We start from the raw sequence: 12,319 nt of genomic DNA, 5'->3' as shown, positions 1-12,319 counted from the left end.
CGGCACATTTTTGCCATAACAACTTGTAATGGCTTCAATAATAATCATTCGCTTCTCAAATGAAAATCAGGGGGTTATAACAGTCCCGTCGAATGAAGCGGACGGAGTACGGAAGGGGGCTACTCGATGAACACGAAGACTGCGCATTCATTTGCATGGACTCAAGGTAAGGCTGATATTGCCCTGGGCCTGGTCGCCGTGGCGTGGGGGAGCTCCTACCTCCTTATGAAGATCGGCTTGGGCGGTATGGGTCCGTTCATGGTAATCGCGATGCGTTTTCTTATCGCGTTTGCTGTGGTGGGAGCCGTGTCGTTCCGCAAGATTGCCCATACCAATCGCGTTGTTCTTAAATATGCATCCGTGCTCGGTCTGCTTCTGTTCGGCCTTTTTGCGTTTCTTACCCATGGACTCGAGACGACATCGGCGTCAAACGGCGGCTTTTTGACCGCGATGGCAGTCGTGTTCGTTCCTATTATCAATGCGGCACTTCAACGTCGCATGCCGCCTCGCCCTATCATTGCGGGAACTTTGGTGACGCTTGCGGGCATCGCTTTGCTTTCGCTGCGCGGCGGGCTTGAGTTGCATCCGGGAGACGCTCTTTGTCTGGCGGGCGCCCTTCTTTATGCCGTGTTCATTGTTGCTACCGATAGGCTGGCTCCGGGTATCGACGGCATGCTGCTTGGAACGTGGCAGCTTGGATTTGCCGGCCTATATGGCTTGGTGTTTTCCCTTGTTTGCGAGGTCCCAACGTTGCCGCAGACGCCAGCGCAGTGGGGTGCCATTTTGGGGCTCGCCATTGTGTGCAGCGCATTTGGATTTGTGCTGCAGCCTGTTGCGCAGCCGCATACCACGCCCGAGCACACTGCTTTGCTGTTCTCAATCGAACCGGTCGCTTCTGCCGTGCTGGCCTTTTTCGTGCTGGGCGAGACGCTTCCCGCGCAAGGCTACCTTGGTGCTGTGCTCGTGGTGACGGGCGTTGTGGTGGCGTCGCTGCCTGGCCGTGAAGGCGATCAGGCTGCCCCGGGCTTGGATGAGCCCGTCGAATCGATGCCGGATGGCTCTGTGCCGGTAATGTGATGCATGGCTTAGGACGTTGACCTGACGGTAGTCCGGTGCCGGGCGTGAGCGACGGGCATCTTGCGCCCTGATTCTTCCAGCGAGCAGCGCACTGCGCCTCATGCCCTTCTTTGCTGTGCTCATGCTTGGAGAAGGCGCTGCGCGTCAATGTGCATAAGGGTGCTGATGACGCTTTTCTTTACCCCGTTCGCGTCTTAAGAAATGCTATCTGAACAAAACAATTCGAAATGTGTACCCTAAAATCAAAATGCTGAGTAGAGCGGCTGTTTGAGCTTCGAAATCCTGGGGTTTTGCTGATTCAAACGGCTGTCTACTCGAAGAAATCGATTTAGGGTACACATTTCGAAGAGTTTTGAAAAGCAACCCCCTATCTACCCTCTGTAAGCAGGCGGTGAACGCATGATTGCGGGGCATTCATGGCATGTTGCCATCTTCGAGCGATGCCTTGTGCATCACCTGCGCAAAAAAGGGGGCGCATCAGCCGATGCACCCCCTTCATTACCATGACAGCTTAAATGCCGCGTGAGGTCGAAGCCTTTCGCTACTTCATAAACGTGGTCCAGCAAAAGATGAGAAGCGCGACCGCCACGACGATCGCTGCCACAATGCCCACGAACTTAAGGCGCGACGTGCGCGTTTGCTCGCGAACATTCTTCTCGGTTGCGGCAAGCGATTCGACTTGCTGCATCTGCTGGGCCTGGTACTGCTTATCCGAGTCGATACGGGCGGCGAGCTGCTGAGTGATTTCCGGGTGAGCGTGGATATCGTTTGCGTCGGCGAGGATCTCTGCCGCGTTGTCGGCGTCGTCTTGGGCTTCTTGCTGGGCTTTCTGTTGGTTTTTGAGAGCCTTTTCCTGTTCGTTGATCTGGGAACGAAGTTCCTTTTGACGGGTTTCGGCGTCTTTGCGAGCGGCGTCTAAAGCGTCGCGAGCTTCGGCGGTGGCATTTGAGACATCGCGGAACGAAGAGCGGGCTTCTTCGATAGGTTTGTTGGCTTCGGCCACGACTGCTTCGGCGTCGGCAATGGATTGGTCGAGCTCGGCGGTAAGGCGCGGCAACTGCTCTTGTGCGATGCGGAGCTGCTCGGCGGCGTCGGAGATATCGTTTTCGAGTTCGGTGCCACGTACGCTGTATGCGGCAGAGTTCGCAGACGGATTGCGCTGGATTTCGGCGAATTCCTCGCGTAGGGCGTTGAGGCGTGCCTGTGCACTCTCCACGGCCTTCCGTGCGGCGGCAAGGTTGGTTTCGCGATCGGCTTTTGCCGATTCAAGTCCGCGCTGGGCGTCGGTTACACGTCTTACCAGGCGATTTGCCCCTTCTCGTGCGGATGCTTCCTGGGACTCGGCGGCGTCAAGCGCCGACTTAAGGCGCTTTTCGGTTGCCTTGTCTGCGTCCTTCATGGCTGAGAGACTCTGTTTGAGGTCGTCGATTGTCTTGGCGATCGCTTGCTGGGCGACGACGGCGGCGCGTACGGACTCCAGGCAGCTAGTTTGGCGAGCGGTCTGTTCGGCAACGATTTGAGCGTAGTTCGCCTCCACATCGCGGCGATGCGTAAGCTCGTCCTCGTTTTCCTCGATGACTTGCGAGAGCTCGTCCAGGTGACCGCGCGCCTCGCTGGGCGCGCGTCGGGCAGCACTCACCTCGCGTACGGCGTCCATGCCCTGGGAGAGCATGGAGCCCACGCTTGCGGCGGCGTCGGCGATTGCGGCTCCGGCCTTGGCGACGGCTTGTGCGGCGCCATCCTCTGGTTTTGCTGGCAGCGCTTCCTTAGGGGCACTTTCCTCGTCGGGGGCAGTGGGAGTTTGAGCCCCGCCTGTCGCCGAGATTCCTCCGTCGATGACTTCAAAGCCCGAGGGCAAAGGATCGGGATCGTCTCCCACTTGCTCATACTGGTCGCGCGTGAGGAAGCGTGGGATGTTTTCGGTGTCGGAAGCGGTGGTCGAGACATCATCGAGTACAGGCACTCCGTCGAGGGCGAGGGGAGTGCTGTCTTGCTGGCCGTCTTCTTTGCCGGGCGCAATCTGCTCGTCGGTGTCGGCCTCTTCGCCCGCCGGCTCGCTTGCATCGTCGGTGCGCTCATCGTCGTCGTGGTTGTCGTTGGCCTCCGCGAGGTCGTCCTCGAGTACGGTACCCTCCGGGCGCGCTGCATCGCCTGCCGTGACCTCGATGACCTCGACCTGGTCCAGGTTGTCCTGCTCGGCATCCGCCTTTTTCATTTCGTCTACATCTACCTGGGAATCTGGCGTCTTGATGTCTTCGCTCATGGCGCTCCTATCTGTGTGCGCCCGATGCGCACCTTACAATCGTTTTGTTCAATCTTATACCCGCGTGAGAACACCGGATGTCGGAGACGTGTCGCCTTTCACCCCATTTGGCTCCATTCTTGGCGTCGAGGGCGCAAACGCTCAGCTACATTAGTGGTTTGAGCCGCGGGCCTCACCCGTGGAGATTTGAAGCCTCGATGCGATAGGAGTATCACATGGGACTGTTTGACGGAAAGACCGTGATCGTGACCGGCGGCGGCAAGGCGACGCTCAAGGACGGCAGCGCTGGATCCATCGGCTATGGCATCGATATCGCGTTTGCCAAAGAGGGCGCGAACCTCGTTATCACCGGCCGCAACGTGGCCAAGCTCGAGGATGCCAAGGAGAGCCTCGAGGCTGAATACGGCATCAAGGTGCTGCCCGTGCAAGCAGACGTTTCTGCTGGTCAGGACAACGAGGCCGTGGTTCAAAACGTTATCGATAAGGCCATCGAAGAGTTTGGCCGCATCGACGCCGTGGTCAACAACGCACAGGCTTCCGCCTCGGGCGTGACCATTGCCGACCACACGATGGACCAGTTCAACCTTGCTATCTACTCGGGTCTCTACGCAACCTACCTGTACATGCAGAAGGCCTACCCGCATCTCAAGGAGACCAAAGGCTCTGTGGTGAACTTCGCTTCGGGCGCCGGCCTCTTTGGCAACTTTGGCCAGTGCAGCTATGCGGCTGCAAAGGAGGGCATCCGTGGCCTTTCGCGCGTGGCTGCGAACGAGTGGGGTCCCGACGGCGTCAACGTGAACGTTGTATGCCCGCTTGCCTGGACGGCTCAGCTCGAGAACTTCGAGGCTGCCTACCCCGAGGCGTTCAAGGCCAACGTCCACATGCCGCCGGCCGGCCATTACGGCGACGTCGAGAAGGAGATCGGCCGCGTGGTCGTGCAGCTGTGCGGTCCCGACTTCAAGTACATGAACGGTGAGACCATCACCCTCGGGGGCGGCATGGGCCAGCGTCCGTAGGCTGACATCTGCTCACGTTGTTTGAGTACCGGTGGGTTCCGCGTTTGCGCGGGGCCCATTTTTGATGTGCGGCTATCGTTTTGTGTGCCCTTTGTTTGGGTTTGGCATACAGGACATGTTTCGCCCTGGTTAGTTTTCATCGTCGTGCGAGCTGCGATGGGTTACGCCGTAGAATGGAGCGTGCTGATCAGTGCCACATCTTGTCGAAAGGCTTTAATATGACCTGTTCTATCTCTCGTCGCGGTTTTGTTGGGCTTCTCGCTGGGGGTGCCGTCGCCGCGCTTGCCGGCTGTTCTGCTCAAAACGCCGCCCAGGGGTCTGCCGCATCTGGCTCTGCCGCGGCGACTGCCGATGGCATCAAGGACGCCAAGCTCACTTTTGTGGGCGACGACGCCTTTGCCCCGTATCGCTATATCGATACCGATGCAGACGGCAAGCACAAAGTCGTGGGTCTCGACATCGCCATTGCCGACGAGATGGCTTCGCGCTTGGGATTCACCTATACCTTCGAGCCGCAGGACTTCGCCGCCACGCTCGCGTCCATTCAGGGCAATGACACCGCCTTCACCATGGCGATGAGCGCCAACGAGGAGCGCGAGGAGACCTACGACTTCACGCGTGGCTATTATCAGCCGCTTGTGGGCGTGCTCACCATGGGCGGGGACCCCATCAAGAGCGTCCAGGACCTTGCGGGCAAGTCCATCGCTTGCACTACCGGTACCGTGCAGAACAAGTTCATCACCAAGGTGATGCCGGATGCCGACGTGCACACGTACGACGGCGGCGACCAGTGCCTGCAGGAGGTGCTTGCCGGACGTATCGACGCTTACCTGTGCGATGGCGCCGAGGGCCAGTCCATGCGCGATGCTAACGAGGGCCTGGTGCTCGGCCTGCTCGACCGCGCCGAGACCGCCGACCACGTAGGCGTCTATCGCCTGATGGCTAACAAGGGTGCGAATTTTGTGACCGAGCTCGACCTTTGCATCGGGGAGATGCTCGAGGACGGCACAATCGACACGTACATCAAAAAGTACGTGGGCGCCGACTTCATGTGGAACGGCGACTTCTCTGCTTCGGGCACCTCGACCGTCGAGTCCCAGGGCAAATAGTCGCCCGCCCCACCTCTGATCAAACTTGCGTGCATGACGATGAAGTTCCACCTTTTGCAGCCGTACATATCGATGTTTGTCGAGGGCCTGGCCGTGACCTGCGAGGTTACGGCGGCCGCCCTCGCAATCGCTCTTGTGCTGGGCTTCATTATCGCCGTGCTCAAAGTGGTGCCCTGCCGTCCGCTGCGGGCGCTGCTCGATTTCTATACGTCAATCTTTCGCGGTGTGCCCCTCATTGTGCTGCTCTTTATGGCGTACTTTGCAACGCCGCAGCTCACGGGCTATAAGATCTCGATGTTTGCCGCCGGCGTCATCACGCTGGGGCTCAATGGTTCGGCGACGGTTTCGGAGACCGTGCGCGGCGGTATCGAGGGAGTTGACCGTGGGCAGTACGACGCTGCTCGCGCCATTGGGCTGCCATATGGCACCATGATGCGCCTGATTGTCATCCCGCAGGCGCTGCGCTCGGTGATTCCCGCTCTTGTGAACGAGGTCATTACCGTGCTCAAAAGTTCCTCGCTTGTCGCCACCATTGGCCTTATGGACATGATGCGCGCGGCACAAAGCGTGCAGGCGTTGACCTATCGTGCGTTTGAGCCGTTCCTGGCGGTGGCCGTTGTGTACTACCTTATCGTTATGGCGCTCACCGCTGCGGGGCATGCCGTCGAGCGCAAGTTTTGCCTCTAGGGGCGTGCGGGCGTGCCGCGCGTGGCGGCCGTGGGCGTGCTTGACCTTGCGGCGCTGCTTCTTGTTTCGCTGAAGCTTGGGGCGCATGCGCATACCATGTGACTGCTGCTGCAACATGCTGCGCGCGTGGTAGAATGCATGACGAATTCAGGGCTCAGCTCGAGATGGGAGCATCATGGAGATTACCGAGGATATCCGCTACATTGGCGTCAACGATCACGACATCGATTTGTTTGAGGGCCAGTATGACGTGAGTGAAAACGGCATGTCGTACAACAGCTATGTGATTCTTTCCGATAAAGTGGCTGTTGCAGATACTGTCGACGCTCATTTTGTTGACGAGTGGCTGGGTAACCTCGAGGCCGTGCTCGACGGTCGCACGCCCAACTACCTGATCGTTCACCATATGGAGCCCGATCACTCCGCGGGCATCGCCGCCTTCATGGAGCGCTATCCCGAGGCTCAGGTTGTTTCCTCGGCAATGGCTTTCAAGATGATGAAGAACTACTTTGGTACCGATTTTGCGGGCCGCAGCGTAGTTGTCAAGGAGGGCAGCGAGCTTGACCTTGGTGCTCATAAGCTTGCCTTTGTGGCAGCGCCCAACGTGCACTGGCCGGAGGTCATGTTTTCCTACGACGCGCACGACAAGGTTTTGTTCTCGGCCGACGGTTTTGGCAAGTTTGGCGCCAACGACATCGAGGATCCCGAGGGCTGGGCGTGCGAGGCGCGCCGCTACTACTTTGGTATCGTGGGCAAGTTTGGCAAGAACGTGCAAGCAGTGCTCAAGAAGGCAGCTGGCCTCGACATCCAGGTTATCTGCCCGCTCCACGGCCCTGTGCTCAAGGAGAACCTGGGTTACTACCTGGAGACCTACAACACCTGGTCTTCTTATCAGCCCGAAGATCATGGCGTGACTATCGCCTACGCGAGTGTTTACGGTCACATGAAGCAGGCCGCCGAGGAGCTTGCCGCGGCGCTTGAGGAGCGCGGCCAGAAGGTTTCGCTGTTCGACCTTGCCCGCGACGACATGGCCGAGGCCGTGGAAGACGCCTTCCGCTACGATCGCCTGGTCCTGTGCTCCATCACCTATGCAACGGGCATCTTCCCGTTCATGAGCACGTTTATCCACACGCTGGCCGAGCATAACTACCAGAACCGCACGATTGCGCTGGTCGAGGGCGGCTCTTGGATGCCCATGGCGGCCAAGGTTATGAAGAAGCAGCTTGCCGAGCTCTCTGACATCACCTTTACCCAGGCGGGCGTTACCGTCCTGGGTGCGCTCGATGACGATTCGCGCGCGCAGATCGCGACGCTTGCCGACGAGCTTTCGGCGTAGGGGAGTACGGAGGACCCGGCGTCTCGCCGCCGGCTGCCTTGCAACCAGAAACGCTATGTAAACGGCGCGGGTTTTGCTCCCGCGCCGTTTTTGTGTGCGAAACTACTGCACGTACATGCATATCAACAAGGAGCTCCAATACATGGATCAATCCCTCTTCAAATACGACATCGTCGCCGAGGATCCCAAGACGCATGCGCGTGCGGGCGTTTTGCACACGCCGCACGGCGATGTCGAGACGCCCATCTTTATGCCCGTGGGAACCAAGGCCAACGTCAAGGGCATTCCCACCGAGACGGTTAAGGCACTGGGCGCGCAGATCGTGCTTGCCAACACCTATCACCTGAGCATGCGCCCGGGCGAGGACCTGATTGATGAGCTGGGCGGGCTCCATAACTTCATGAACTGGCACGGTCCCATCCTTACCGATTCGGGCGGCTTTCAGGTCTTTAGCCATAACGATGCGGTCAAGCTCTCCGACGATGGCGTGCGCTTTATCGTGACCGACTACGATGGCCGCCACGTGTTCTGGACGCCCGAGGACAACATGCAGATTGCCATGAAGCTGGGAAGCGACATCTGCATGCAGCTGGACCAGTGCCCGGGCTACCCGGCAACGCGCGCCTATGTGGAGCGTGCCGTTGAGCTTTCGAGCAAGTGGGCCGAGCGCTGCTATGCTGCGCATACGCGCCCCGACCAGGCTCTTTTTGGCATCGTGCAGGGCGGCATGCATCTGGACCTGCGCGTGCGCTCGCTCAGGCATCTGGAAGAGTGCGGCGATTTTCCCGGTTACGGCATCGGTGGCTATTCTGTGGGCGAAGACCACGAGACGATGTTCGAGACGCTTGCGCCGCTTGCTTCTGAATACATGCCGCGCAACAAGCCTCGCTACCTCATGGGTGTGGGAAACCCCACCACGCTCGTGCGCGGTGTGGGCGTGGGCATCGATATGTTCGACTGCGTGCTGCCTACGCGCACGGGCCGCATGGGCACGGCGTTTTCCAGCCAGGGCCGTCTGAACTTCCGTAACGCCAAGTTTGCGCATGATGACGGCCCCATCGATCCCAAGTGTACCTGCCCGGTGTGCACGGGCGGCTACAGCCGTGCGCTTATTCGTCATATGGTCACGCAAAAGGAGATGCTCGGCGGCATCTTGCTTTCCGAGCACAACATCTACTTCCTGTTGGACCTGATGCGCCGTGCTCGCCAAGCGATTATCGAGGGACGCTATGCCGAGTTCCAAAGCGAGTGGATGGCAAGCGAAGGCGCCGTGGACTATTAAGGGTGCGCGCTGTCGCATTGCGCTGACGTACGGCGGCCTATACTCACGTTGGGTTATCTGAGCATTCGAGGAGCCATTATGGGCAAGTTGGGTTATATCTTTCGTTGCATCGCGCACATGGATTACGGTGCGCTGTTTCAAACGGTGGGGGACTGCCATGACAAGAGCGGAAAGAACCGCGTGTGGCTGTTTGCCGACGTGGTGAAGTGCGGCTTTAAGTTTGGTGCCGGCTACAAGGATTACTCGCTGCTGGAGTTCTACAACATGAACGATGCGCAGCGCGCCACCTTTGTGACCCGAGGGGTTAATAACACCATTGTGCGCCGTCTGAATAATCCGGAGTATTACCACCTGGTGGATAACAAGAACGAGTTCTATGAGTTCTTTAATGAGTATCTGCATCGCGGATGGCTGCATTTCTCTACTTGCTCCAAGGAGGAGTTCCTTGCCTTTATGGAGGGACGCGAGCAGATTATCGCCAAGCCGAGCGATCTGTGCTGCGGTCAGGGCGTGGAAAAGCTCAAGGTGGCGGATTTCGATTCGCTGGATGCTCTGTATGACTATCTAAAGGGCTCGGGTGCCGACCTGATTGAGGACGTGGTGGTGCAGCACCCTGCCATGGCCAAGATTTATCCGGGTTCGGTGAACACCATCCGCGTGTACACGGTGCGCCCCGAGGACGGAGAGCCGCATGTGATCTATGCGTGCATCCGCATGGGCAACAGCGATCGCCCTGTAGATAATATCAACGCTGGTGGCATGTACGCCGTGGTGGACCTGGAGACGGGAAAGATTGCGGGCCCTGCCTGCGACAAGGAGTTCCATGTGTACGAGCGTCACCCGCGCTCCGGCACCGAGCTGCCTGGCTATCAGATTCCCATGTGGGACAAGGTTATGGATCTGTGCCATGCGGCTGCAGCAAAGATCCCGGGCATGGGCTATGTGGGCTGGGACGTTGCTATCACCGAGGACGGCCCGCTGTTCATCGAGGCAAACAACCTGCCTGGTCACGATGCCTTTCCGCAAATGCCGAGTCAGGCGCCCGACCATATTGGCTTCAAGCCGCAGTTTGAGAAGTACCTTGGCAAGCTGTAGGTGCTGATGGGTTTGAGGTGCGTTGCCCGGCCCTGATGAGTTGGTTTTAGCCGGCCTTTTTGTTCATGTGCCGCTCTTTGCGGCGGACGCGTGGACAAAGGGGCCGGCTTTTTTGCGTTTTGGTTGGGGTTGCCGTGCGTGCTGGGTGGGCGACTGGGCGATAAAACCGCTTATAGGTAGGGTTGCAGGAATCAGTTTACGCAAAACTCGTTGTAAACGATGGTGCGGCGGGAAATGCTGTTCGACGTCTGAGGAAGCACCGTCCGCCTTCTGGCTTAGTTCAGGTTTTGCGCGTCATGGAGTCGCAGTTTGCGACAATGGAATATATAACGGGCAATCGCGAAGCTTACGATGAGGTTGATACGATGGAAGAGCTTCTTATTCTATGAGATTGGTATTTTCTGGTTTCGAGTATCCGTTGGAGGTAGAGGCGGGGGAGACGTCGGTCTTCGAGATTGAAAATGGCGCTTTGTTTGCGCGTGTGGCTGCTTCGTTGAAGTCAGGGTGTGGGCGCTACTTCGTAAATTCGAAATCTTTTTGACGAAAAATGAGCTTGAACAGCTCTATGAGCATATATTTTTCTTGAAATTAAAAGTGCTTTTATTGGAAAATAAGCATGATAACAGCTCGTATGAACATGAGCAAAAAATGGCTATTGACCTGCGGTTTTTGGAGCATAAATAGCTAATTCGGTTGGATCGGCCGTCCCTCTCGCAGTGGGGAATTTGTTCCAATGGTTTTGAAGCAGTGCCGATCTAACTGGTAATCAAACAGATTCAGAAAAGAGCGAAGCCGGGAAGCGTGAACATCGTAAGGACGGATAACCTGCGGATATCTGATAGAGCGAAAGATTCCGTTACTTCACGCAAATACTAAAGGAGTGCTCCATGATTGATATCAACGCTGCAAGAGATATAGCGCTTAGCAAGATGAGCGATAAATCTTTTTTCGACTTTTGCACTGAGTATGAGAATGCATTTGTTTTCAGTAAATATGATGACATGAGCATTGGTGGGAATGGGCCGTGTGCTGTCATGAAGAGCGATGGCAGCGCATTGAATTTCGCTGCCGTTCTTGATGAAATCGGTGATGAGCTTCACGATTACAAAATGAGCCTAGATGGCAAATTTACAGAAATCCCTATTGAGCAATTTGACGGTGATTAGCCATGCGTGATTACGAAACAATGCGCTCATTGCTCACATTCATCTCCAAAAGCAATGAGCTGCCGTTCGATGAGTTCTCTGGTTTCATTGATCGCTCCACCGTGGTTGATGAACTTAAACGCATGAAGCGCGAGGGGCTTATTTCCAGTTCGCTAGAGTTCAACGGCGATATATGCCTAGGCGGTTCGGTTCACGGGCTTACGGATGGCGGCGCCGATTTCCTGCGGATGATTGAGCAGCCCGATGTTTGGCGTATATGCATTCACACCCTCAAGGCTGCTGGCGTTGACATGCCTTATCCGCTTCTAAAAGACATCTGCGAGACGATCGTTCGCCGCTATGTCGAGAAGTTCATCGAGTAGCGAAATCGCCAAAAAGCAATTCCGGGCAAGCTCAAGCCAACCGCCATGGTGGGATTTTTGAAATGACCAGTGAATGCGCGATTTCTGACTCTGCAAAAACGTAAGAAATTTCTAGCCGTCCTTCGGGTCAGCTTTTTTTATTACCGATTGGATGTGATCGCATGCCCATCACAAAGCCCCCTGGCATCGAATCGGATGCGTTCAAATCCGCTAAATGGGACGAGCTGACGCAAGGACGCGCGTTTTCGCAGTCTGATGTGCCCGCGCTCTCGCTGCTCTGCCAATGGTACAAAATCGCGGAGACAGCTCAAGAAGAGCTAGACAATTTCGGCGGACAGACGGCCTATTCGAATGATATGGGCGATTTGAAGGCCTTCCCGCAAATCAGTTTTGGAGCAGTGCCGATCTAACTGGTAATCAAACTGGAGGGGCAGGCGGTATGAGTAGGCAACGTTTTGGAGCAGTGCCGATCTAACTGGTAATCAAACATCGTCGCCGTCAAGGATAACGACGTCTCCGTTATCGTCGGTGTATGCCCTGCCGTTTGCGTGGGCTTCAATCTCCTCGGCGATGCGGATGCAGTTTGCGTTGAGATGGCTGTCGGTGGTATACTCGGTCATGGTCTTTCCTTTCTGTTAGACCGTTGTTCTAGCTGGTAGCAATCGTGTTTGGTTGAGTGCTACCATCGAGACAAGGGCGGTTACCCGTTGCCGCGGGTGGCCGACTCGTTTACAACTTTTCAGGTTGGGGAGTGGCCGTTTCCGTTTCTCGGGGGCGGCTATTTCTTTCGGCGTCCGATATCCTTACCGATTCGGTAGCCGAGTTCGATAGCTGCGATTATGAGCGCCAACAGTGCGATTGTTTCCGTAACGTCCATGTTCTGGACCTCCGTTCATGTCGTCGAGTCGGCTGTTTTGGAGCAGTGC

At 57.0% G+C, this 12,319-nt stretch carries 13 protein-coding genes and 1 CRISPR repeat array (1 of these 14 cut by a window edge); of the genes, 11 read left to right on the top strand and 2 right to left on the bottom strand.

The annotated features are described in order from the left end of the window. The first annotated feature begins 126 nt into the window (after positions 1–126). Positions 127–1,077, top strand: coding sequence for a DMT family transporter (locus BQ9843_RS04405; protein ID WP_075844026.1), 951 nt, complete (start codon positions 127–129; stop codon positions 1,075–1,077). 541 nt (positions 1,078–1,618) lie between these two features. On the opposite strand, the gene BQ9843_RS04400 is transcribed toward BQ9843_RS04405, so the two are convergent. Further along, positions 1,619–3,340, bottom strand: coding sequence for a coiled-coil domain-containing protein (locus tag BQ9843_RS04400; RefSeq protein ID WP_075844025.1), 1,722 nt, complete (start codon positions 3,338–3,340; stop codon positions 1,619–1,621). A gap of 215 nt (positions 3,341–3,555) precedes the next feature. On the opposite strand from BQ9843_RS04400, the gene BQ9843_RS04395 reads away from it, so the two are divergent. The 10 genes from BQ9843_RS04395 (at position 3,556) to BQ9843_RS04345 (ending at position 11,803) form a co-directional block, all read left to right on the top strand. After that, a complete protein-coding gene (locus BQ9843_RS04395; RefSeq protein ID WP_075844024.1) occupies positions 3,556–4,356 on the top strand; it encodes an SDR family NAD(P)-dependent oxidoreductase in 801 nt (266 codons plus the stop codon). Between the two features lie 218 nt (positions 4,357–4,574). After that, a complete protein-coding gene (locus tag BQ9843_RS04390; RefSeq protein WP_195906611.1) occupies positions 4,575–5,465 on the top strand; it encodes a substrate-binding periplasmic protein in 891 nt (296 codons plus the stop codon). Between the two features lie 39 nt (positions 5,466–5,504). Next, positions 5,505–6,152 carry an amino acid ABC transporter permease gene (locus BQ9843_RS04385; RefSeq protein WP_195906610.1) on the top strand — a complete coding sequence of 216 codons (648 nt, stop codon included), beginning with the start codon at positions 5,505–5,507 and terminating at the stop codon, positions 6,150–6,152. Between the two features lie 175 nt (positions 6,153–6,327). Further along, complete coding sequence (locus BQ9843_RS04380; protein ID WP_075844022.1) at positions 6,328–7,488, top strand: FprA family A-type flavoprotein; 1,161 nt, start codon at positions 6,328–6,330, stop codon at positions 7,486–7,488. A 142-nt stretch (positions 7,489–7,630) separates the two neighbouring features. Further along, positions 7,631–8,770, top strand: a complete 1,140-nt coding sequence (tgt, locus tag BQ9843_RS04375) for a tRNA guanosine(34) transglycosylase Tgt (RefSeq protein WP_022387674.1) — start codon at positions 7,631–7,633, stop codon at positions 8,768–8,770. A 78-nt stretch (positions 8,771–8,848) separates the two neighbouring features. Next, positions 8,849–9,865 (top strand): sugar-transfer associated ATP-grasp domain-containing protein, encoded by a 1,017-nt coding sequence (locus BQ9843_RS04370; RefSeq protein ID WP_022387673.1) that lies wholly within the window; start codon positions 8,849–8,851, stop codon positions 9,863–9,865. Positions 9,866–10,047: 182 nt separating this feature from the next. Next, entirely contained in the window at positions 10,048–10,254 is a 207-nt protein-coding gene (gene cas2 / locus BQ9843_RS04365; protein ID WP_075844021.1) for a CRISPR-associated endonuclease Cas2, read from the top strand. Positions 10,255–10,752: 498 nt separating this feature from the next. Next, positions 10,753–11,031 (top strand): hypothetical protein, encoded by a 279-nt coding sequence (locus BQ9843_RS04355; RefSeq protein ID WP_075844019.1) that lies wholly within the window; start codon positions 10,753–10,755, stop codon positions 11,029–11,031. A gap of 2 nt (positions 11,032–11,033) precedes the next feature. After that, the gene (locus tag BQ9843_RS04350) at positions 11,034–11,393 is read left to right on the top strand and encodes a hypothetical protein (RefSeq protein WP_075844018.1); all 360 of its coding nucleotides are present in this window, start codon (positions 11,034–11,036) and stop codon (positions 11,391–11,393) included. Between the two features lie 161 nt (positions 11,394–11,554). Next, entirely contained in the window at positions 11,555–11,803 is a 249-nt protein-coding gene (locus BQ9843_RS04345; protein ID WP_075844017.1) for a hypothetical protein, read from the top strand. Between the two features lie 72 nt (positions 11,804–11,875). On the opposite strand, the gene BQ9843_RS08715 is transcribed toward BQ9843_RS04345, so the two are convergent. Continuing rightward, entirely contained in the window at positions 11,876–12,013 is a 138-nt protein-coding gene (locus BQ9843_RS08715; protein ID WP_154665539.1) for a hypothetical protein, read from the bottom strand. Positions 12,014–12,303: 290 nt separating this feature from the next. Beyond that, a CRISPR array of direct repeats spans positions 12,304–12,319; the repeat unit is 36 nt; it runs 283 nt beyond the window's last position.

This window comes from Collinsella bouchesdurhonensis, assembly GCF_900155365.1.
GTDB lineage: Bacteria > Actinomycetota > Coriobacteriia > Coriobacteriales > Coriobacteriaceae > Collinsella > Collinsella bouchesdurhonensis.
Note: the sequence above shows the minus strand (reverse complement) of the source record. Positions and strands in the feature narration are given on the sequence as shown.